Here is a 20138-nt window from a genome sequence, read left to right as displayed (position 1 = left end):
GTGCAGTGGGCGGCCACCAGGGCCTGGCCGACCCGGTGGGCGGGGGCGGTGTCGAGGCGCCCGCCCGTCCCGCGTGCGGGAGTCCGGCGGCCGTTCGGCCAGCGTGCCGGCGTCCGGCCTCCGGGCACCCCGCGTCTGCGGGCGGTCCTCCGACGGCCGCTCGGCCGTCGTCCACCCGTCGCCGGGGCCCGCCGGGCCCCCTGCCGCCGCGGGCTCGCCTCCGGTGCGGCCCGTCCGTACGGCAGCGCCGCTCGGGGGCGCGGTCGACCGCGTCGGCCGGCCGGGGGCGAGGGGGGAGTCGGTCCGTTCGAGGGTCATGACACGGCCTCCTCGCGCGCCTCCACCGGGAGCGCGGTGCCGACCGGCTCCGGCGGGCGGGCCGGCGGGCGGGGGCGGGCGTGGTGGTGGGCGACGAGGCCGCGCAGCCAGTGCCAGGTCGCGGCCGGAGGGATGGCCGCGCTGGTGAGGATCATGTCGAGGACCTCCGCGCGGGTCCGCGGCCCCGGCAGGACGCGGGCCAGCGTGAACTCGGCCGTACCGGCACCCCACAGGGCGCCGCACACCGCGGCGGCCCGGCGGTGACCGGTGACGGCGCAGACCAGCGCGGCCGCACCGACGGCGGTGAGGGCCCGGTGGCGGGGCAGGCGGCCGCGCGGCGCACCGGCGCGGGTGCGCCAGTCCGGGCCGTGCAGCCGGCGCATCAGCACGTCGTCACCGTTGCCGGCCTGCTGGCGCACCGAGAGCCAGCGGCCACCCTGCCGCGGCGGATGGGCGGTGCGGCGGCGGCCCTGGGCGAGCAGCCAGCCGCCGTCGAGCAGCCGCAGCGCGAGGTCCGCGTCCTCGCGGAAGGCCCGGCGGAAGCGCTCGTCGAAACCTCCCACAGCCTCCAGGGCCTCGCGCCGTACGGCCATGTCCGCCGTGATCCAGCGCGCCGTGGCCAGCGCGGCGGTGTTCCGTTCCCCGTCCGTGGGACGCCGGTCCTGGGGCAGCGGCACCTCGATCCGCGCCGCCACGGCGGCCGTTCCGGCCGACGCCTCCGCCAGGTCCCGGGCCAGGTCCTCGCCCCACCGGGCGGACGGCACGACATCGTCGTCGAGGAAGACGATCCACGGCACGTCGCCGGCATGGCGCGCGCCCACGTTCCGCGCGGCGGCCGGTCCCCGGGCCGGGCCGGGGACCACCGAGGTGACCCGGCGCAGCTCCTCCGGCACCGGCAGCTCGGGCACCGAGCCGTCCCGCCCCGGCCGGTCGTGCACGACGATCACCCGGGACGGCGGGCGTCCGCCCGACCGCGCGAGGGCCTCCAGGCACAGCCGCAGGCTCGGCCGGCCGGTCGTCGGCACGACGACCGCGTAACTCGGCGAGGACACGCGGGCGTTCACCGGTCACGCCCCTCGCTGCCGGTGACACTCCATCCGTTGGTCCCGGCACCGGCGAACATCTCGCTCCTGCGGACCGCGAACGGCCCGATCGCGAGCAGGTCGATCGGTGTCGAGCCGAAGCACTCCAGGGCGTCGCGGGGGTCGTCCACCATCGGGCGGCCCGCCGTGTTGAGGCTGGTGTTGACCACCACCGGCAGCCCGGTCAGCCGCTCGAACTCCTCCAGCATCCGCGCCACCAGCGGCTCGTGGCGGCGGTCCACGGTCTGGATCCGCGCCGTGCCGTCGACATGTACGACGGCCGGGATGCGGTCACGCCACTCCGGCGCGACGTCGTGGACGAAGAGCATGTACGGGCTGGGCAGCGGGCCGTCGAAGATCTCGGCGGACCGCTCGGTCAGCACCATCGGCGCCACCGGACGGAACTGCTCACGGCCCTTGATGTCGTTGAGCCGCTCCAGGTTCCCGGCGTGCCCCGGGTGCGCGAGCAGCGACCGGTGCCCGAGCGCCCTCGGGCCGTACTCCGAACGCCCCTGGAACCAGGCCACCACGCCGTTCGCGGCCAGCACCTCCGCCACGGCGACGGCGATGTCCGGCGGTCGGTCGAAGGGGACGGCCGCCGTCTTCAGCCGCCCGGCGATCTCCGCGTCCGACCACTCCCGGCCGAGGGCGGCCCCCGGCATCGGCGACGGCTGCTCGCCGGCCTCCGCCGACAGCAGCAGCGCCCCGCCGAGCGCCGTGCCCGCGTCACCGGCGGCGGGCTGCACCCAGACCCGCGAGAACGGGCCCTCGCGCGCGATCCGCGAGTTGGCCACGCAGTTCAGGGCCACACCGCCGGCGAGGGTGAGCACGCTGTCGTGGGTCTCGCCGTGCAACCACCGCACCAGGTCGAGCAGGGTCTCCTCCAGGACGGTCTGCGCGCTGGACGCCAGGTCCGCGTGGTCGGCCGTCCACGGCTCCTCGGCCCCGCGCGGCGGACACAGCTCCGCCCAGGGCACCCCGTGGGCCCGGAAGCCGCCGTCGCCCGTCGGATGCACGTACTTCCGGATCTCGTCCGCCATCCGGGGCCTGCCGTGCGAGGCGAGCGCCATCACCTTGAACTCGTCGGAGGAGCGCAGGAATCCGAGGTGCTCGGTCAGCTCCTCGTACACCAGCCCCAGCGAGTCGGGCAGCAACTGGGCCCGCAGCGGCTCCAGATGGTCGCCCACGCGCCGCGCCGCCAGGTGCGAGGCGCACTCGCCGCGCCCGTCGAGCACCAGCACCGACGAACTCTCGGCGGCCTCGGCGGCGAACGCCCCCGACGCCGCGTGCGCCATATGGTGTCCGACGAAGCGGACCTTCTCCGGGTCCAGACCGGGCAGCGCCGTCGCCAGGAAGCCGGGCGCGCTCTGCGCGTACGCCTGACGCAGGCTGTCCCAGGGGTCGTTCAGGCCCATGGTGTCGGCGGGCCGGGCCAGTCCGGGATCGTACGAGTACGCGACCGCGTCGAGGTCGCCGGGGCGCAGCCCGGCCTGTTCCAGACACCACCGCGCGGACTGCTCCGGCAGCTCCCAGGCGGAGAACGGCACCGGCCGCTTGCCGTGTTTCCGCCGGGAGAAGCGCTCCTCCTCGGCGGCGGCGACGGTGATCCCGTCGACGACCACGGCGGCGGCGGGATCGTGGAAGAGGGCGTTGATGCCGAGAACACGCATGTGGGGGGCCTTCCGGTCGAATCCGGCGCGGTGCGCCCGGGGGAGAGGCGGGAGGAGGAGGCGAGGGGGCGGTGGGGGAGGTGGGGGAGGTGGGGGAGGTGGGGGAGGGACGGGCGGGAAGGGGGATGGGATGGGATGGGGATGGGGATGGGAGGGAAAGCGGGAAAGAGGACGGGAGGGAAAGGGGACGGGCGGGAGACGGACGGGGTCTCACTCGGTCTGCCGGGACCGGAACCACTCGATCGTCCGCCGCAGACCCTCCTCCGCCGTGACCTCCGGCTGCCACTGGAGCTTGTCGCGGGCCAGCGTGATGTCCGGGCAGCGCACGGCGGGATCGTCGACGGGCCGTTCGACGAAGCGCAGGGTCGAGCGCGAGCCGGTCAGTTCGATGATCCACCGGGCCAGGTCGAGCATGGAGATCTCGGACGGGTTGCCGATGTTCACCGGCCCCGGCATGCCGTGCGCCGCGGCCGCCAGGACACCGCGCACGGTGTCGTCGACGTAGCACAGCGACCGTGTCTGCCGCCCGTCGCCGGCGACGGTGAGCGGCTCGCCGGCGAGCGCCTGCCGCACGAAGGTCGGGACGGCCCGCCCGTCGTAGCCGCGCATGCGCGGGCCGTACGTGTTGAACAGCCGCACGATCAGGGTGTCCGTCCCGCGGGCCTGCGCGGCGGCGGTGGTCAGCGCCTCACCGAAGCGTTTCGCCTCGTCGTAGACGCTCCGGGGGCCGATCGGATTCACATGGCCCCAGTAGCGCTCGTTCTGCGGGTGCTCCTCGGGATCGCCGTAGACCTCCGAGGTCGAGGCGAGGACGAAGCGCGCACCGCAGGCATGGGCCAGCGCGAGTGCGTTGCGGGTGCCGAGACTGCCGGTCTCCAGGGTGTGCACGGGCAGCCGCAGATAGTCGGCGGGGGACGCCGGTGAGGCGAAGTGGAGGACCAGATCGGGATCGCGGTCCACCGGGAACGGCTCGCGGACATCCGCTTCCACCAGCCGGAATCCGGGATGCTCCCGCAGTTCCGCCACGTTGGCGGGCGTTCCCGTACTGAAGTCGTCCACGCAGGTCACTTCCGTGCCGCCGGCGAGAAGCGCGGCGCACAGATGGGATCCGACGAAGCCGGAACCGCCGGTGACGACGGCGTGTTCCCAACGGGGGGCGCGGGGCATGGACATGGGGATCTCCTCAACCCGAACAGTGAGGGAGATGAGCCGCGGCTCGGGGGCGGTCGCTGCCGCTCACCGCCCGGGACCGGTCGGTCCTCGGGGCGTCTTCACGCATCGGCAGTCAGTCTCACCCGGTGCCGGGTGGGCCGCCACCCGACCGCTTCGCGCCGGGGCCGCGCGATGGCCGCGATGGAACGCGGAGACGGCCGCGCCGAGCGCGCGGATCGGCGCACCCCCGGACGACGAGATCGTCCCGCCGCACGACCGGACCCTGTCCACCTGTCTGCCGGCCCGCAGGGCCCGGACGACACCGCTCCGGACGGGTGGGAGGCGGGACGGCGCGGATCCGGGAGCGGCACATCGTCCGCGGCGCCGACTGCCGCCGGGCGACGCCTACGGACGCCTACGGACGCCTCGGACACCGATGGGCGGGTGCGCGACAGGTGGATGCCCGACGGGCGGGTGCATGAGGACGGGTGCATGACGGGCGGGTGCATGAGGGGCGAGAGCCGGGGCATCCGCCCGGCCATGAGCGACCTGGACCTCACACTCGACCTCGAACCGTTCACGCGCCGACTGGTCGACCCCGGCGCCTGTCTCATCCCCGCGGAGGAGACCGCCCGAAGGCTCGGCACGACGCGCGAGCGGTGGGCGGCCTTCGACCGCCACTGGGACGAGCTCGTCCCCGACCCCTACCTGAACTCCTCGGGCACCCTGCGGCTGCGCCGCTACGGCCACATCGGCCTGAGTCGCACAGGCGAGCGACGACCACGGCCGCACGACGCGTTCCTCCAACCGGGGGACAGCAACCCCTTGTACGTCGGACGGGAGCGGCACTTCGAACCGCTCACCGACGCCTTCATGGCCGACCCGCTCCTCGGGGACATCCTGGGGCTCCTGGCCGAGGCGGCGTCGGTGCTGGCCGATCCGCCCGAGTGGACCGTCAAGATCCACCCCTTCCGCGTGGTGGCGACCGCGGGCCGGGAGGGCGAGCCCACCCCGGAGGGCGTGCACCGCGACGGGGTCACCCTGGTCTCGTCCCTGCTGGTCGACCGCGGCAACGCGGACGGCGGCGAGAGCACGGTCTATCACCCCGACGGAGTACCGCTCTTCCATACGGTCATGGACGAGCCCGGCACGCTGCTGCTCGGCGACGACCGCCGCACCCTCCACGGAGTGTCGGCCGTACGGCCCCACGACCCGGGGCGGCCCGCGCACCGCGACGTCCTGGTGATCACCCTGGCGGAGCCCGAACCCGAGGCGTGACCTGAAGGCGTGACCGGCGCCGAGGCGTCAGCCCGGACAGGCCGGAGAGCTCGGACGGCCCGGAGAGCGCTGGGCCGAGCCGCCCGGCCGCCGGTCACCCTCCGCCGCCGGTCACCCTCCGTGGCGTCTGCCCGGGAGCGGCACGTCCTACGATCCCGCGCCCGCGGGGCCCTCCACGGCCTCCCGGGCGCCCTCGGGCTCCGTGCCCGCCTCCGTCTGCGCCACCAGGTGCCGTACCACGCCCTTCAGTCCGGCCTGCCGGGCCGCCCGCCGCTGCGCGTCCGCCCCCGTACCGCCGGTCACCATGCCCCGTACGTGCGTCTCGACGACGTCGAGGTCGCCCGCCGCCTCCAGCGGCTCGCGGACCTCGGCCACCAGCCGGAGGACCGCGTCGTCGACCGCGCCGTCGCGCGCCGCCTGCCAGCAGGCGGCCCGCAGCTCCTCCGCGCCCAGCCGGGGGCCAGGATCGCCGCGCGCCACCCGGTGCGCGGCGGTGACCACCAGGGCCCGTACCAGCGCCGCCAGGCGGACCGCGGTCTCCAGGTCGGCGGAGACGTCCGGGCAGCGGATCTCCACGGTGGGCAGCCGGGGGTTCGGCCGCACGTCCCAGAACGGCATCGCCGGATCGAGCATCGCCTCGGTGGCCGCGACGGCCTCGGCCCGCCGGTCCCACTCCGCGAGCGACTCCGCGTACGGCGGTGGCCCCAGACACGGGAAGCGCTGACGGATCGCGGTCCGCCAGCTCGCGTACCCGGTGTCGACGCCCTCGTGGTACGGCGAGTTGGCGCTCAGCGCGATCAGGGCCGGCAGCACCGGCCTGAGGTGATTGCCCACCAACACCGCGGACTCCCGGTCCGGGCAGTGCACGTGCACGTGCTGGGCGCAGACCGCGAAGTCCCGCATCATCGAGCGGTATTGCGCGAGCCCGGCCCGGTAGCGCGGATGGTCGCCCACCGCGTCCGGGGCGGCCCGGCCGAGGACGGGCGTGCCGGAGGCGCACAGGCGCAGCCCCTCGGCGCGCGCGGCCCGGACGGCGGCGCGCCGCACCGCCCCTAGCTCCGCGCGTAGCTCGGCCACGGTCGTGCAGGGACGGGTGCGCGCCTCGATCTGGTAGCGGGTGAACTCGCCGGTAAGCACGTCGGCGGAGCCGTCCTGCGTCCTGGCTCGCGCGAGCACGCGCCCGGCGGCGTCGGCGATCCGCCCGGAGCCGGGGTCCACGAGGAAGTACTCCTCCTCGACGCCGAAGGTCGGGAGCTCGGGCATCGCCCGCCCGGCGTCGCCTCCACCGTCCATGCTCACGCTCGCACCCCCATCCGTACGTCCGCATCCGCATCCGCATGCGTGTCCGTGCCCGAGTCCGTGTTCACCCCCGTGCCCATGCCCACGGGGGCCGGAGGCATGCCCTGGCGCTCTCGGGGGAGACGCGGAAGGACAGACCGAGCCGGCCCGACACGAGGAGACGGTCATGAGTGATCCGCAGAGCCGCGCGCAGCGACACGGCGGGAGGAGCGTGGCCACCCCGAAGGACCTCGCCGAACTGAAGGCCCGGCAGGCCCACCAGGACGAGGGCAAGCAGCCGGGCGCCGAGCGCCACGACGACCGCCGGGACGGGGGCGGACGCGCGGAGAAGGGCGTCGCCCCGGACGGGGGCATCCCCACCGGCCATCGCCCCGACGAGCCCTGACCACCCCGGTCGACCCCGCACCACCGAGTGCGCCTCACCCCCTCGCCGCGGCGGCGGCGAGGGGGTGAGCCGTTGCATTACGGGCGCGTCGCCGCGTTCGGCGGAAGGCTCCCTTCCGAGACCCGGACGACACACGGGGGTGCACGACGAATCGCCGCCCGCGCGTGCGGGGCGCGCGTCGAGCCTCAGCCGTCGCGCCTCAGCCGTCCCGGGTCAGTACCCGGAACGTCTCCAGGGACGGATCGGCGGCGTCCGGGATCAGCAGGCCGTGCGCGATGCCGGTGCGCAGGTAGTCCACCACCTCGGCGTTGATCACCTCACCCGGCGTCACCACGGGGACGCCCGGAGGGTAGGGGCTGATCGTCTCGGCCGAGATCCGGCCGACCGCGTCCTTCGCCGCCACGTGCTCCACCGGCCCGAAGAACGCGTCCCGAGGCCGCCGGGCCTGCTCCAGCTCCAGCGCCGGGGGCTCGGGGAGCCGCACCGCCGGCCGCGGTGCGAGCGGACCGGTCCGGTCGGCCTCGACCAGTGCCTGCAGCGCGTCCACCAGGACGCGTTCGGTCGTGTCGTCGTCGGCATGGGTGATCGACATGCTGATACGGCAGGAGTCGGAGCCGCCCACGTCGACATGGCGCTCCTCGCGAAGCCACTCCGCCGCCTGCATGCCGCTGATGCCGAGACCCCGTACATCGATCACGATCTTGAGCGGGTCGAAGTCGGCCGCGAGCCCGGCATCCACCACCTCCCCGCCCATCGGCGCGAGCCCCGGCAGACCCGCCGCCGCCTTCCGCACCCGGTCCGCCCGCCGCAGCGCACCGTCGAGGAGCTCCCGCCCGTGCTCGACCATCTGCCGCCGCCAGCCGTCGAGCGTCGCGTACACGAGCGAGGAGGCGCTCGTCGTGCCGAGCAGGTCCTCGCGCTGCTTGAGGACCTCGGGCGACACCCGGTCGTGCTGGAGGTGGAAGACCGAGCTCTGCTCGATCGCCCCGCCCATCTTGTGCACGCTCGTGACCACCAGATCGGCGCCCGCGTCGATGCCCCACACCGGCAGTTCGGGGTGGAAGGGCAGATGGGCGCCCCACGCCTCGTCGACGATCAGCGGCACACCGGCGGCATGACAGACCTCGGCCACGCCTCGCACGTCGGCGCAGGTCCCCCAGTCGGTGGGCGTGATGAGCAGCATGCCCTTGGCGTCCGGGTGCTCCTGGAGGCGCGCCCGTACGTCGTCCGGCTCGGGAGGATGGGCCAGGTGCCGTTCCGCGTCGAACTTCGGGTGGACCCAGATGGGTTCGACCCCGTTCACGATGACGGCCGCGATCACCGACTTGTGCGCGTTGCGCGACAGCAGCAGCTTCTCGCCGGGGCCCGCGACGGCCAGCATCGCGGTCTTGACGGACAGCGAGCTTCCGCAGGTGGAGAAGAAGGCCCGCTCCGCGCCGACCGCGTCGGCCATCAGCTCCTGCGCCTGATCCAGCACGCCCTGCGACTCGCGCCGGTCGTCCAGGCCGTTGAGCAGCAGCACGTCCGAGCGGAAGACCTCTTCCCCGACGACCTCGGTGACCCGGGGGTCGGCGCCCCGGCCCTGCTTGTGCCCCGGGGGCCCGTAGACGATGTCGCCCCGCCGTCGGAAGTCCTCCAGCGCTTCCAGCACCGGTGCACGCGAGTGGTCCATGGCTCCTCCGGGATCGTCCTGCCGTTCTGATGGGTCTCACTGATCGCGCCGTACGGGCGCGTGGCACGCCTGCCCCGGGACGTTTCCGGCGAAACGGGGCGTCTCGGTGGCATGAAACGGGCCGCCGTGGGCAGCGGCGCCCTGCGATCCGGAGGACCGGCCTCCCACGACCGAGGAAGGCGTCATGAACAACAGTCCGTCGACCCCGTCAGCCCCGTCGGCCCCCTCGACCCCGGCGAGCCTGACTCCGAGGACCGCCGTCGTCACGGGTGCCGATTCCGGCATCGGCCGGGCCACGGCGGTTCGTCTCGCCGCGTCCGGCATGGATGTCGGCCTCACCTGGCACCGGGACCGGCGCGGCGCGGAGGAGACCGCCGAAGAGGTACGCGCGCAGGGGCGCGAGGCGTACATCGAGCACCTGGACCTGACGCTGCTGCCGGAGGCCGCCGAGGTCGTCGACGTGCTCGCCGAACGGCTCGGCGGCATCGACGTCCTCGTGAACAACGCGGGCACCGGCACGTCCACGCCGTTCCTGGAACTCGACCACGGCACCGTCCGGGAGGTCCTCGACGTGGACCTGGTCGGTCCGCTGCTGTGCGCGCAGCGCGCCGCCCGGCGCATGGTCCGCCAGGGGCGTGGCGGCCGCATCGTGAACGTGACGTCGGTGCACGAGCACCAGCCGCGGGTCGGCGCGGCACCGTACTGCGCGGCGAAGGGCGGCCTCGGCCTCCTGACCCAGGTCATGGCCCTGGAGCTGGCCGAACACGGCATCACGGTCAACGCGGTCGCCCCGGGCGAGATCGCGACACCCATGACCGGGCAGGAGGACACCGACGTGACCACCGAGTCCCGCCCGGGTGTCCCGCTGGGCCGTCCGGGTGACGCCCGCGAGGTCGCGGCGGTCGTCGCGTTCCTCGCCGGACCGGACGCCTCGTACGTCACCGGCGCGTCCTGGGCCGTCGACGGCGGCATGCTGCGGATGGGGCCGATGGCCGGTTCGCACCTCGGGGACGACGCCTGGCGTCGCGTATGACAGTCGCCAGTCGACGGCCGAGGGTCGGGGCCCGAGGGTCGAGGGCCGAGGGGGTCGGCCGGGGGCGCGGCGGCGGATCGCCCGAGGGCGCCGGGGGCCTGCGAGCGGCGGTGCCCTCGCACGCGTATCGCCCCCGGGGCCGGGTAGCCGGTCCCATGGGGACACCGGCTGCCCGGCAGCAGGAGGAGACATGACCCAGTCCGTACGCGATGTCATGACCGGCCATCCCGTCACCGTCGGCGTCCTCACCTCCGTCGCGGAGGCGGCGCGCGTCATGCGCGACGCCGACATCGGGGACGTCCTGGTCGTCGACGGCGACCGGCTGCGCGGCATCGTGACCGACCGCGACCTCGTCGTCCGCGCCCTCGCGGAGGGCAAGGACCCGTCGGACACGACGGTCCGGTCGGTGTGCAGCGACCGCCCCGTCACGGTAGGGCCCGACGAAGGCGTCGACCGTGCCGTGGGCCTCATGCGCGAGCACGCCCTGCGGCGCCTGCCCGTCACCGAGGAGGGCCGGGTCGTCGGCATCGTCACCCTTGGCGACCTCGCCATCGAGAAGGACCCCACGTCGGCGCTCGCGGACATCTCGTCCGCCGAGGCCACCCCATGAGCGCTCGGGCCGGGTACCCCGGCCGGACCCGCCCGTACCGAGGAGGCGAGGCACCGTGACGCACACCCTGCCCACGGCACATCCGACGACGGGGCCGCCCACCCAGCCCTTCCCCCGCGACCCGACCGATCCGCACCCCGCCCCGCCGACCCGACCCTTCCCGCCCGACCCGGAGGCCCCGCGTCCGGCACCGCCGCCGGCCCCCAGGCCCGAACCGCCGGCACCGGACCGGAGCAGGAGGGCGCGGCCATGAACGACACCGGCGCACGCAGTGCCCGTCCGATCATGGGCAGTCGGGCGGTCATGGGCGGCCGGGGCCGTGGCGGCCTGGCCGACCCGCTGTTCCGCTCCGTCGGCGGGCCAAGGGTGGCTCACGCCTCGTGCCCGGTCCTCGTCGTCCGTCCGGAGGTCGCCTCGTGAACGCGCCCACGTCCTTCATCGTCCTCGCCGACGGCCACCTCCTGGTCCCCGCCGACCAGATGACCGGGCTGCTGCGCCAGGTCGCCGCGGGCTGGCTGCAGGCCACCGACCAGGGCTACGAGGACCACGACCCCGCGACGGTCCTGTCCCTGGCGACCGGACTCATGGAGATCGCCGACCAGATCGACGCCGAGTGCATCGGGCTGATGCCGATGACCGACGGGGACGAGGAGGGGACCGGTGAGGCGCTCGGAGCGGCGTACGCCGGCCCGGATGCCGCCCCGGATGACGGCCCCGACCCCGGCTCTGACGAGCCCGCCGCCGACAGCGGCCCGGACGGACCGGACGCGGAGGAAACGGGCGGGGACCCGGGCGACGAGGGCGGCCCGTCGTAGGTCGTGGGCGCAGTGGGCGGAGTGGGCGGAGTCGGCGCAGCCCGCGCGGGCGCGCGTCACGCGGGGCGGACCGCGACCAGGACGCCGATCTTGTCGATACGGTGCTCCGGGTTGCCCTGCGCGTCCCGCCAGAAGTTTCCGGCCGCGTCGTCCTCCGGCGTCGCGCAGGTGGAGAGCGTGATCATCGCGCGGGTGGGCTTCTCGCCGGGCGAACCGGGGACGGCGGCGCGCTGCTCGGCGAGCGAGCGGGCCGAGCGGAAGGACGTCGTACGGGTCTCGGTGATCCGGTACTCGTACACCTCGCGGCCCGCCGTCACGAACACCCGGTCGCCCACCTCGACGGCCGGCAGGTCGCGCAGCGGCCCGCCCGCCGAGAGGCGGTGCGCCGTCACCTGGTAGTTGCCGGTGTCCCCCGGACCCACGCCGCCCCGCTTCCCGTACGGGCTCGCGGCGACGCCCCGGTCCTGGATGCGGGTGCCGGCGCGGTCGTCGGTCTTCCCCTCGTACGGCACGACCCGCAGGTCCCGTACGCCGATCGACGGGATGTCCAGGTCGGCGGGCCGTGGCCGGGCGGCAGGTGCCGGGGCGGGCGTGGGGGTCGGGGTGGGAGAGGGCGGGGTCGTGGGCGCGGCCCGCGGTGGGGGAGCAGGGGCGGCTGTCGTCTCGGCGGCGCCCCGGTCGGGGGCGGGGGCACAGCCGAGGAGCACGGCGACGACCGTGGCGACGACGGCCGCGAGGGTCGCGACGACCCGGCGGGCCCTGCGGGAACGGGCGCGCGAACGGTCCATGGTCATCCGCCGGGGCCCCGGGACGGCGCCGTGCCGTCCGAGGACCTTCCGACATCTCCCACGCTACGCGCTGCCGCCGCCGTGAGCGCGGGCTGACCGCGCGGGCAAATCGGACGATGTCGGCTTATTCATCTGCAATACCGGAATGGCGAGCGGAATCCCGCAAGGGCTGTATTTCACCACTGAAAGGACGACGTGATGAGCCGGGTGATCTGAATCACGGGAGGAGCGGTGCGCGCGGGCCTGGCGGGACGTCAAGTGCGCGGCTGTGGAAAAGGATTGGGAAACCGCTGGCGAGAGGTCGGAATGATCCTTTTCTTCGGCCACCGAGATCTATTTGCTTTGATTAATTCCCGTCTTGTTCTCGTCCTTCTTCTTCGCATACGGTCACGCGTCAACCGGACGGAAACGCCGAGTCCTGCCACCGTCCGGCATCGCACCCACGACCCTTCCCGGCAGGAGCGGGGGACCCAGGTTCTCCGCCGTGTCCGATCCTTCGGCCACGGCTCGGGGTGAAGCCGCGCCCGCCGCGGCCGGGCATCTCCTGCCCGAACCCGACAGCTCACCTCGCAGGCGAAGGAGAGGAACTCGCCATGCGTGGACACGGGAAGCACCGCCGTCCCAAGAACACCCCGCTCGCCCGTGGCATCGCCGCCGCCGGCCTCACGGGCAGTGCCGCACTCGCCCTCCCGCTCGCCGGAGCGACCGGCGCGGGAGCGGTCACGCCGCAGGGAACGCCTTCCGTCGCAGTCGAAAAGGTCGCGACCGTTCACGTGGTCGCGAAAACCGGGCCGGTGAAGTATTCCGTCGTCCGCGGCGACTCGCTTTCCAAGATCGCTCACGCGTATGCGGTGCGGGGCGGCTGGAAGAAGCTCTACCAGGACAACCGGGCCGCCGTCGGCGGCAATCCGAGCCTCATCCGGCCCGGCCTGAAGCTCACCGTCGACGCGACGTCCGCGCCGCGCGCCGAGTCCCCGCGCAAGCAGGCCAAGACGACCAGGACCAAGGCCGCCCCGGCCCAGCGCACGGCCGCGAAGAGCTCCTCCAGCCAGGGCGCCGCGGCCGCCCGCCCCGCCTCGGCCGTCCAGGCGGCGGCCCCGGCGAAGTCCGCCTCCTACGCGAACAACCTCGACGGCTGGATCCGCGAGTCCCTCGACGTCATGGCCCGCAACGGCATTCCCGGCACCTACGACGGCATCTACCGCAACATCATGCGGGAGTCCTCCGGCAACCCGCTGGCCATCAACAACTGGGACTCCAACGCCGCCGCCGGCACCCCCTCCAAGGGCCTGCTCCAGGTCATCGACCCCACCTTCCGCGCCTACCACGTGGCGGGCATGCCCTTCGACCCGTACGACCCCGTCGCCAACATCACCGCCGCCTGCAACTACGCGGCCGACCGCTACGGCTCCATCGACAACGTCTTCGGCGCCTACTGAGCCGAGCGTCCGACGCGACGGGCCGCGCCCGCCTCCTGGCGGGCGCGGCCCGTCGCGTCGGCGCGACTGCCTCACCGGCGGGCCAGGCGGCCGGCCTTCCACCACGCCACGAGCCAGGCCGTCTCCTTCGCCGCGTCCATGAGATAGGCGGGGCTGATCCGCCCGCGGGGTACGTAGACGAGGTCCACGAGCAGGAAGGTGAGGGCGGTTCCCACGCCCGTACGCCGGGCGTCGCGCATGCCCTCGGGGGTGTTCGCCGCGCGCAGCATCCCGATCCCGGCGGCGGCCAGCAGGCCGGCCGAGGTCTTCTGGAGCCAGTCGTCCGTCTTGCGGCCGTAGACCCGCTCGAAGGTCCTCAGCGACACCAGCGGCCAGAGGCCGCCGACGAGGTTGAAGAGCCCCTGGCCGCGGGCCACCGCGACAGGTGTCACCATGACGGCCTCCCGGTCAGCCGCGACGCAGCGCGTCCTTGGCCCGGTCGAGCATCGCCGCGAACGGGCCGACGGTCCACTGGGCGGCCGTCGAGCCGGCGGTCCTGGGGTGCGGATGGGTGGGGGCCATGCGCTCGACCGCGCGCAGCCGGCGCCCCATGGAACGGCGGTCGTCGATGTCGCACTCCGCGCGGATGCTCGGGAACTCCTCCTGCTCCTCGTGCCGCGCGTGGTCCTCCACGGCGCTCTGGAAGGCCCTGAGCCGGGCGTCGAACTCGGCGCTGTGGACGTCGAGCCCCTCCAGCTCGGCCAGTTCCTTGTTGGCCTGGGACTCCTCCTCGTTGCGCGCCTCGGCCTCTTCCTTGCCGGCCACCCGCTTGGCGACGGGCCGCAGGATCATCTCCTCGGCACTCTCGTGTACGGCGAGCAGCGCGCGCAGCTCGTCGAAGCACTGCTGCTTGGCGTCGCCCTCCGAGTCGAGCGTCTCGGCGAAGAGCTGCCGGATCCGGTCGTGCTGCTCCAGCAGTTGCTCCAGGATGTCGTCCTCGGGCTCGACCGTGCGGGGCGAACCGCTCGTCATGCTCATGACCCCTCCTTCGGAGTGGCGTTCGGTGCGAGACGACCACCGGTCCAGGACGTCGCCGCCCGGAGTCCGTGTGTCGTCCTTGACTCCGCGTCTAGCCGATTGCCGTGCGGTCAAACCCGGGCGTTCCGGTCTCAGGCGTCGGCCCGCGGCTTCCGCGCGGACCCGCCGGCCAGGCCCGCACGCACCAGGGCGGCCGCCAGCCTGGCCAGTTCCTCCGGTGGCACGAGGCGGGCGAGACCGGCCGGAGTGCGGGGCAGTCCGAGGGACTCCGCGGCGGCGAGTGAACGCCGGTCGAAGAACGGCCGCAGCTCCGGCCACACGGCCTGCGCCTCGCGGCAGAAGATGTCGGCGCCGACCGGCCCGATCCTGGGCACCTCCCGCAGCAGCGAGCGCAGCGCGTCCAGGTCCCCTCCGGCCTCCTCCCGCAGTCCGCGTAGATCGCCCCGGAAGCGGTCGAGGACCAGCTCGGCGCCCTCGCCGAGCGCCGTCGCGGTGCTCTCGTCGTACCGGACGTAGTGCGCCCGGCCGAGCGCTTCCACACGCTTTCGCCGGGCGGAGTCCGCCATGGCTCTGGGCGTGCGCAGACCGTCCGCGAACAGCTCCCGCGCTGCCGCCGTGGCCGTCCCGGCGCTGATCCGGGCGGAGCACAGGACGGTGAGGACCAGCAGTTGGTAGAGCGGGGCGGGTTTGTCGCGCAGGGTGATCCCGGCCTCGTCGGCGTAGGTGCGCCCGTGCGCGTCCAGCAGCCTGTCGATCACCTCGGAGGTACGCATGAGGCTCGCTCCTTCCGGTCCACCACGCTCATTCCGCACCCCGACGCTCCGCCCCACCCCGACGCTCCGCCCCGCTCCGACGCTCCGCCCCAGGCGCCCGCTCTCCGACGGGTTGCTGGTTCCAGCCGGCGACGACGGGAAGGCCGTGCTCCGTCGACAGGCGTCCCACGGTCGCCGTCCTCAGCAGGAAGAGCCGCCCTTCGGCGGGCGGAAGACCGAGGTAGCGGGCGGTGAGCACCCGCAGCAGATGACCGTGGGCGACCACGACGCCGTCCTGGGCCGAGCCCGCGAGCAGGGGGGCGATCCGGCGCAGCACGCGGTCGGCCCGGTGGCCCACGTCCTCGGCGGTCTCTCCCGGCCGACCGTCCGGGTGCGGCGGAACGCCGTCGCGCCACAGCGACCAGTCCGGCCGGGTCTCGCGGATCCGGGCCGTGGTCAGGCCCTCGTACCCGCCGTAGTCCCACTCGGCCAGGTCCTCGTCCGTCGCCGCGCCCCGCAGCCCGGCCAGTTCCGCCGTGTCCCGGGCCCGACGCAGCGGACTGGTGAGGACGAAGGAGAGGGAGCGCCCCGCGAAGAACGGGGCGAGGGCACGCGCCTCGGCCTCGCCGTCCGGGGTGAGCGGCAGATCGGTGCGGCCGGTGTGCCGTCCGGTGGCGCTCCACTCCGTCCGGCCGTGGCGGATCAGGAGGAGGTCACCCATGGCCGTACTGCTCCCTTCGCCCGCGCCGGACCGGGACTCCTCACCGTACCGGCGCGTCCGCCGGCCGCACGACCGGGGCGTTGAGCACCGCGAGCAGACGGGCGACCTCGCGGCCCATGGCGGTGCGGCCGGGGGCGAGATAGCGCCGGGTGTCGACGAGGGCCGGGTTCTCGGCGAGCGCCTGCCGGACGGCGGTGGTGAAGACGTGGTTGAGATGCGTGGCTATGTTGATCTTGGTCATGCCGTGGTCGACCGCCCGGGTCAGATGCGCGTCGGCCACGCCGGAGGAACCGTGCAGGACGAGCGGGACGGGCACGGCCGCGCGCAGGGCGCGGATCAGGGCGAAGTCGAGCACGGCGTCGCGGGTCAGCATCGTGTGGGAGGTGCCGACGGCCACCGCCAGCGCGTCCACGCCGGTGGCCGTGACGAACGCGAGGGCCTCGTCCGGCGACGTCCGCGCGCCCGGCGCGTGTACGCCGTCCTTGCCGCCGACCTCGCCGAGCTCGGCCTCCACCCAGACGCCGGCGGCGTGACAGCGGGCGACGACCCGCGCCGTGGCGCGTACGTTGTCGGCGTAGTCCAGCGCGGAGGCGTCGAACATCACGGAGGAGAAGCCGAGTTCGACGGCCTGGGCGACGAGACCGGCGTCGGTCGCGTGGTCCAGGTGGACGGCGACCGGCACGGGCGCGGCCTCGGCGATGGCCAGCACGGCGGCGGCCAGCGGGGCCAGCGCGCCGTGATAGCGGACGGCGTTCTCGCTGATCTGCAGGACGACCGGTGAACCGGCCTCGGCGGCGCCGGCGACGACGGCCTCGGCGTGTTCCAGTTGGACGACGTTGAACGCGCCGACGCCGTGCCCGGCGCGGGCGGCGGGCGTGACGACGGCGCCGGTTCCTACCAGCGGCATGGGAACTCTCCTCAGTCAGCGGGGCGGTGGTGGGGGAGCGGACGCCGGCCGCGGGCCCGCCGCACCGTCACGACCCGGCCGGGGCGGGGGCCGGGGAGCCGGCCGGGGCGTCGTCCAGGACCACCGAGCGGGTGAGCCCCTGCGGTCGGTCGGGGTCGAGGCCCCGGCGCTCGGCGAGGGCCACCGCGAGTCGCTGCGCCCGGACGAGGTCGGCCATCGGGTCGAGCTCCGCGTGGGACAGGGCCGCCCCGGTCGCGCGGACCTGCGCGGGCAGCCCGGCGGGCGGCTCGCCGAAGAACCAGACGAGGCTGTTCGGCCCGGTGATGCTGATGGGCCCGTGCCGGTACTCCATCGCCGCGTACGACTCGGTCCACGCGTTGGCCGCCTCGCGCAGCTTCAGCGCGGCCTCGTTCGCCAGGCCGATCGTCCAGCCGGTGCCGAGGAAGGTGAACTGGCCCGCGTCGAGGGCGCCTTGGGGCAGCTCGGCGTCGAGGGCCCGTTCCGCCTGCTCGGGCAGGTCGGCGGGGGCGAGGCCGAGCCGGCCGCGCAGCAGCGCCAGGCAGGTGGTGGCGAACCGGGTCTGCACGACCGACCGCTCGTCGGCGAAGGCCAGGTCCACCACCGTGCCCGCCGCCTCGGTGATCGGGGTGGCGAGGTCGCCCGTGACGGCGGTGGTGGGGGTGTCGCCGGTCCGCCGCAGGGCGTCGAGCACCTCCGTGGTGGTGCCGGAGCGGCTGATGGCGAGCACCCGGTCGTAGCGCCGTGCCGCCGGGAACTCGGAGGCGGCGAACGCGTCGGTCTCGCCGAGCCCGGCCGCCTCGCGCAGCACCGCGTAGGTCTGGGCGATGTAGAGCGAGGTGCCGCAGCCGACGACGGCCACCCGCTCACCGGTCTCCGGAAGCCCCGCCGGATCCATCTCCAGCGCCCGGCGCCAGCACTCCGGCTGACTGGCGATCTCCTTGCCGACATGGGTCATGTGCGTGCCTCCTGCGCGTGCTCGGGAGTGTGGACTGCCGTGAGGTGACTGGCGAGGAATGCTTGAAGATGCTTCATGTATAGCCGTTGCGCGCAGAAATGAGCAAGAGTGCGGGGTGAGTGATCAGGATCGCGGACGGCGCGCGCGATACGCTCGACACCGCAGGTCACGAGACGAGGAGAACGGTCATGGGGGCGCACGAGCGCTGGACGGGGCTGCTCGACGCCCTGAGCGAGCGGGGCCGGATCGAGGTCGCCGAGGCGGCCGAGCTCCTCGGGGTGTCCGCGGCCACCATCCGCCGTGACATGGACGAGCTGGCCCGCCAGCAACTGCTCACCCGGACCCGCGGCGGCGCGGTCCTGAGCGGGGTCGCGTACGACCTGCCGCTCCGTTACAAGACCGCGCGCCAGGCGGACGAGAAGCAGCGGATCGCCCGGGCGGCGGCCGGCCTCGTGCCGCCGGGAGCGGTGGTCGCGCTCAACGGTGGCACCACCACCTCGGAGGTGGCGCGCGAACTGGTGACCAGGGCGGACCTCGCCGACCACGGCACCGTCACCGCCCTCACCATCGTCACCAACGCCATCAACATCGCCAACGAGCTGGCCGTCCGGCCGTACGTGAAGACCGTGGTGACGGGCGGCGTCGCCCGGCCCAGCTCGTACGAACTCACCGGGCCCCTGGTCACGTCCGTGCTCCAGGGCCTCGCCCTGGACTACGCCATCCTCGGCGTGAACGCCGTCGACCCGCGCTTCGGCGCCGCCACACACGACGAGGGCGAGGCGGGCGCGAACCGCGCGATGGCCGAGCGCGCCGACCGGGTGATCGTGGTCGCCGACTCCACGAAGCTCGGCCGGCGGGCCTTCGCCCGTGTCTGCACGGTCGCGGAGATCTCGGTTCTCGTCACCGACCGCGACGCCCCCGACGAGCTGGTCGAGCAGTTCAGCAGCCAGGGCGTCGAGGTCCACCGCGTCTGAGCCCGCGTCGGGCCCGCCCGCCTCGCGGCATACCCTTCCGCCCCCGGATGCCGGCGCCGCGTACCCCGCCCACCGTCTGCGCGTTCCTGCATTTTCCTGCACGCGCCTGCGCACAGATGCTTCAAGAAAGCATCTAGCGCGCACTTGACGTCACCTCCTCGCCCTGCTCTCATGGCGCGAGCACCACGGTCATGTTCATGGCAGCGAGTGCCCGGAGTGTGCTCGCCCGGCCGAAAGGCGGCTGTGATGGAACGACGTTCACGACGGGACCGCAGGCGAAGGCGCGACCGAGGCGGCGGGCGGCTCACCGTCCTGGGCCTGGTCGCGGCCCTGGTCGCCGCGCTCCTCTCCCTCGGCGGCCCGGTCGCCCCGGCGGCCGCGGCGAGCGCGGGCAACGCCACCGGCGTCACCCGGTCGGGCAACACCTTCACGATCAGCACCTCCACGGCGGCGAAGGCCCGGGTCGTCGTCGCCCGCCAGGACATCTTCCGTATCTGGCTCTCCCCCCGCGGCACCTTCACCGACGACCCCGCGGGCAACGCGCTCGCGACCGACACCGACTTCGGCTCCGTGACCACGAACGTGACCGACGCCGGCGCCTACTACCGGATCACCACCCCGGCCCTGTCCATCCGGGTCAACAAGTCCCCCCTGCGGTTCTCGGTCTACCGGGCCGACGACACCACCCTCGTCTGGCAGGAGGCCCAACCGCTCTCCTGGACCGGATCCCAGACCACCCAGCACCTCACCCAGGGCGCCGACGAGCAGTTCTACGGCACCGGACTGCGCCTCGGCGAATGGGCGCTGCGCGGCAAGACCGTCCCCGTGGCCGTCTCCAACACGTGGAAGGAGAACACCAACGCCAGCCCCGCGCCCTTCTACATGTCCACCAACGGCTACGGCGTGATGCGCAACACCTGGGCCCCGGGCAGCTACTCCTTCGGCGCGCCCGGCACCTTCACCCACGACGAGAGCCGCTTCGACGCCTGGTACTTCGTCGCCGACTCGCTCAAGGGCGTCCTCGACGCGTACACCGATGTGAGCGGCAAGCCGTTCCTGGCCCCGCTCTGGGGCTTTGAACTCGGCAACGCCGACTGCTGGAACGCCTCCAACCCCGACTACAACGGCGACCACAACCGGCCGCGCCACCAGACCACCCCGGATGTCGTCGGCTACGCCGACGACGCCCGCGCCGCCCACATGCCCAACCGCTGGTTCCATCCCCAACAACCCTACCGCTGCGGGTACCC

20 protein-coding genes, 1 pseudogene and 1 riboswitch are annotated in these 20138 nt (G+C 74.1%); of the genes and pseudogenes, 9 read left to right on the top strand and 12 right to left on the bottom strand.

Translation table 11 applies throughout. From position 1 onward, the window contains the following. Positions 1–314: 314 nt before the first annotated feature. From ABZ135_RS36845 to ABZ135_RS36835, 3 genes are all read right to left on the bottom strand, one after another. On the bottom strand, positions 315–1382 hold the full coding sequence (locus tag ABZ135_RS36845; RefSeq protein ID WP_356702426.1) for a glycosyltransferase: 1068 nt from the start codon (positions 1380–1382) through the stop codon (positions 315–317). Then, entirely contained in the window at positions 1379–3070 is a 1692-nt protein-coding gene (locus ABZ135_RS36840; protein WP_356702424.1) for a carbamoyltransferase C-terminal domain-containing protein, read from the bottom strand. Before ABZ135_RS36840 ends, ABZ135_RS36845 begins: the two co-directional genes overlap by 4 nt. Before the next feature lie 210 nt (positions 3071–3280). After that, positions 3281–4243 (bottom strand): NAD-dependent epimerase/dehydratase family protein, encoded by a 963-nt coding sequence (locus ABZ135_RS36835; RefSeq protein ID WP_356702422.1) that lies wholly within the window; start codon positions 4241–4243, stop codon positions 3281–3283. A gap of 519 nt (positions 4244–4762) precedes the next feature. On the opposite strand from ABZ135_RS36835, the gene ABZ135_RS36830 reads away from it, so the two are divergent. Next, positions 4763–5500 carry a 2OG-Fe dioxygenase family protein gene (locus ABZ135_RS36830; protein WP_356702420.1) on the top strand — a complete coding sequence of 246 codons (738 nt, stop codon included), beginning with the start codon at positions 4763–4765 and terminating at the stop codon, positions 5498–5500. A 147-nt stretch (positions 5501–5647) separates the two neighbouring features. On the opposite strand, the gene ABZ135_RS36825 is transcribed toward ABZ135_RS36830, so the two are convergent. Continuing rightward, entirely contained in the window at positions 5648–6793 is a 1146-nt protein-coding gene (locus tag ABZ135_RS36825) for a YbdK family carboxylate-amine ligase (protein ID WP_356702428.1), read from the bottom strand. 172 nt (positions 6794–6965) lie between these two features. On the opposite strand from ABZ135_RS36825, the gene ABZ135_RS36820 reads away from it, so the two are divergent. Continuing rightward, positions 6966–7184 (top strand): hypothetical protein, encoded by a 219-nt coding sequence (locus ABZ135_RS36820; protein WP_356702419.1) that lies wholly within the window; start codon positions 6966–6968, stop codon positions 7182–7184. Positions 7185–7383: 199 nt separating this feature from the next. On the opposite strand, the gene ABZ135_RS36815 is transcribed toward ABZ135_RS36820, so the two are convergent. Then, a complete protein-coding gene (locus ABZ135_RS36815; RefSeq protein WP_356702417.1) occupies positions 7384–8856 on the bottom strand; it encodes an ornithine decarboxylase in 1473 nt (490 codons plus the stop codon). Between the two features lie 184 nt (positions 8857–9040). On the opposite strand from ABZ135_RS36815, the gene ABZ135_RS36810 reads away from it, so the two are divergent. The 4 genes from ABZ135_RS36810 to ABZ135_RS36795 all read left to right on the top strand — a co-directional run bounded on the left by ABZ135_RS36810 (position 9041) and on the right by ABZ135_RS36795 (position 11314). After that, positions 9041–9889, top strand: coding sequence for an SDR family oxidoreductase (locus ABZ135_RS36810; RefSeq protein ID WP_356702415.1), 849 nt, complete (start codon positions 9041–9043; stop codon positions 9887–9889). Between the two features lie 190 nt (positions 9890–10079). Next, on the top strand, positions 10080–10499 hold the full coding sequence (locus ABZ135_RS36805) for a CBS domain-containing protein (RefSeq protein ID WP_356702413.1): 420 nt from the start codon (positions 10080–10082) through the stop codon (positions 10497–10499). 249 nt (positions 10500–10748) lie between these two features. Then, positions 10749–10919, top strand: a complete 171-nt coding sequence (locus ABZ135_RS36800) for a universal stress protein (RefSeq protein ID WP_356702411.1) — start codon at positions 10749–10751, stop codon at positions 10917–10919. After that, positions 10916–11314, top strand: a complete 399-nt coding sequence (locus tag ABZ135_RS36795; protein ID WP_356702409.1) for a DUF6213 family protein — start codon at positions 10916–10918, stop codon at positions 11312–11314. Before ABZ135_RS36800 ends, ABZ135_RS36795 begins: the two co-directional genes overlap by 4 nt. 56 nt (positions 11315–11370) lie before the next feature. Here ABZ135_RS36795 and ABZ135_RS36790 read toward each other — a convergent pair whose 3' ends face one another. After that, complete coding sequence (locus ABZ135_RS36790; RefSeq protein ID WP_356702408.1) at positions 11371–12102, bottom strand: class E sortase; 732 nt, start codon at positions 12100–12102, stop codon at positions 11371–11373. A gap of 433 nt (positions 12103–12535) precedes the next feature. Continuing rightward, a riboswitch (cyclic di-AMP (ydaO/yuaA leader) is annotated at positions 12536–12691 on the top strand. Positions 12692–12695: 4 nt separating this feature from the next. Here ABZ135_RS36790 and ABZ135_RS36785 point away from each other — a divergent pair. Continuing rightward, positions 12696–13541 carry a LysM peptidoglycan-binding domain-containing protein gene (locus tag ABZ135_RS36785; RefSeq protein ID WP_356702406.1) on the top strand — a complete coding sequence of 282 codons (846 nt, stop codon included), beginning with the start codon at positions 12696–12698 and terminating at the stop codon, positions 13539–13541. Positions 13542–13612: 71 nt separating this feature from the next. Here the strand turns inward: ABZ135_RS36785 and ABZ135_RS36780 are convergent, their stop codons facing one another. The 6 genes from ABZ135_RS36780 to ABZ135_RS36755 all read right to left on the bottom strand — a co-directional run bounded on the left by ABZ135_RS36780 (position 13613) and on the right by ABZ135_RS36755 (position 17914). Continuing rightward, positions 13613–13975: a hypothetical protein gene (locus ABZ135_RS36780; protein WP_356702404.1), complete on the bottom strand. Its 363-nt coding sequence runs from the start codon at positions 13973–13975 to the stop codon at positions 13613–13615. Positions 13976–13988: 13 nt separating this feature from the next. After that, the gene (locus ABZ135_RS36775) at positions 13989–14558 is read right to left on the bottom strand and encodes a hemerythrin domain-containing protein (RefSeq protein ID WP_356702402.1); all 570 of its coding nucleotides are present in this window, start codon (positions 14556–14558) and stop codon (positions 13989–13991) included. A gap of 131 nt (positions 14559–14689) precedes the next feature. Further along, positions 14690–15331, bottom strand: a complete 642-nt coding sequence (locus tag ABZ135_RS36770) for an endonuclease (RefSeq protein WP_356702400.1) — start codon at positions 15329–15331, stop codon at positions 14690–14692. A 28-nt stretch (positions 15332–15359) separates the two neighbouring features. Next, complete coding sequence (locus ABZ135_RS36765) at positions 15360–16031, bottom strand: histidine phosphatase family protein (protein WP_356702398.1); 672 nt, start codon at positions 16029–16031, stop codon at positions 15360–15362. A 40-nt stretch (positions 16032–16071) separates the two neighbouring features. Beyond that, positions 16072–16938, bottom strand: coding sequence for a class II fructose-bisphosphate aldolase (locus ABZ135_RS36760; RefSeq protein ID WP_356702396.1), 867 nt, complete (start codon positions 16936–16938; stop codon positions 16072–16074). A 67-nt stretch (positions 16939–17005) separates the two neighbouring features. Continuing rightward, complete coding sequence (locus tag ABZ135_RS36755; RefSeq protein ID WP_356702394.1) at positions 17006–17914, bottom strand: sugar isomerase; 909 nt, start codon at positions 17912–17914, stop codon at positions 17006–17008. A gap of 188 nt (positions 17915–18102) precedes the next feature. Here ABZ135_RS36755 and ABZ135_RS36750 point away from each other — a divergent pair, with 188 nt between their 5' ends. Together ABZ135_RS36750 and ABZ135_RS36745 are read left to right on the top strand one after the other, a co-directional pair. Further along, positions 18103–18888 (top strand): DeoR/GlpR family DNA-binding transcription regulator, encoded by a 786-nt coding sequence (locus ABZ135_RS36750; protein WP_356702391.1) that lies wholly within the window; start codon positions 18103–18105, stop codon positions 18886–18888. Between the two features lie 246 nt (positions 18889–19134). Further along, positions 19135–20138, top strand: a pseudogene (locus ABZ135_RS36745) (glycosyl hydrolase family 31); the annotation flags it as partial.

The sequence above is a fragment of the Streptomyces sp. NPDC006339 genome (assembly GCF_040612775.1).
GTDB lineage: Bacteria > Actinomycetota > Actinomycetes > Streptomycetales > Streptomycetaceae > Streptomyces.
This window is presented reverse-complemented; position numbering and strand designations above follow the sequence as displayed.

Bases quoted from the DNA above. Each gene is read 5' to 3' on its own strand.
- ABZ135_RS36820 (WP_356702419.1), top strand. From the start codon at position 6,966: ATGAGTGATCCGCAGAGCCGCGCGCAGCGACACGGCGGGAGGAGCGTG.
- ABZ135_RS36780 (WP_356702404.1), bottom strand. From the start codon at position 13,975: ATGGTGACACCTGTCGCGGTGGCCCGCGGCCAGGGGCTCTTCAACCTC.
- ABZ135_RS36750 (WP_356702391.1), top strand. From the start codon at position 18,103: ATGGGGGCGCACGAGCGCTGGACGGGGCTGCTCGACGCCCTGAGCGAG.
- ABZ135_RS36755 (WP_356702394.1), bottom strand. From the start codon at position 17,914: ATGACCCATGTCGGCAAGGAGATCGCCAGTCAGCCGGAGTGCTGGCGC.
- ABZ135_RS36775 (WP_356702402.1), bottom strand. From the start codon at position 14,558: ATGAGCATGACGAGCGGTTCGCCCCGCACGGTCGAGCCCGAGGACGAC.
- ABZ135_RS36830 (WP_356702420.1), top strand. From the start codon at position 4,763: ATGAGCGACCTGGACCTCACACTCGACCTCGAACCGTTCACGCGCCGA.
- ABZ135_RS36760 (WP_356702396.1), bottom strand. From the start codon at position 16,938: ATGCCGCTGGTAGGAACCGGCGCCGTCGTCACGCCCGCCGCCCGCGCC.
- ABZ135_RS36835 (WP_356702422.1), bottom strand. From the start codon at position 4,243: ATGTCCATGCCCCGCGCCCCCCGTTGGGAACACGCCGTCGTCACCGGC.
- ABZ135_RS36800 (WP_356702411.1), top strand. From the start codon at position 10,749: ATGAACGACACCGGCGCACGCAGTGCCCGTCCGATCATGGGCAGTCGG.
- ABZ135_RS36805 (WP_356702413.1), top strand. From the start codon at position 10,080: ATGACCCAGTCCGTACGCGATGTCATGACCGGCCATCCCGTCACCGTC.
- ABZ135_RS36810 (WP_356702415.1), top strand. From the start codon at position 9,041: ATGAACAACAGTCCGTCGACCCCGTCAGCCCCGTCGGCCCCCTCGACC.
- ABZ135_RS36770 (WP_356702400.1), bottom strand. From the start codon at position 15,331: ATGCGTACCTCCGAGGTGATCGACAGGCTGCTGGACGCGCACGGGCGC.
- ABZ135_RS36765 (WP_356702398.1), bottom strand. From the start codon at position 16,031: ATGGGTGACCTCCTCCTGATCCGCCACGGCCGGACGGAGTGGAGCGCC.
- ABZ135_RS36785 (WP_356702406.1), top strand. From the start codon at position 12,696: ATGCGTGGACACGGGAAGCACCGCCGTCCCAAGAACACCCCGCTCGCC.
- ABZ135_RS36840 (WP_356702424.1), bottom strand. From the start codon at position 3,070: ATGCGTGTTCTCGGCATCAACGCCCTCTTCCACGATCCCGCCGCCGCC.
- ABZ135_RS36790 (WP_356702408.1), bottom strand. From the start codon at position 12,102: ATGGACCGTTCGCGCGCCCGTTCCCGCAGGGCCCGCCGGGTCGTCGCG.
- ABZ135_RS36825 (WP_356702428.1), bottom strand. From the start codon at position 6,793: ATGGACGGTGGAGGCGACGCCGGGCGGGCGATGCCCGAGCTCCCGACC.
- ABZ135_RS36815 (WP_356702417.1), bottom strand. From the start codon at position 8,856: ATGGACCACTCGCGTGCACCGGTGCTGGAAGCGCTGGAGGACTTCCGA.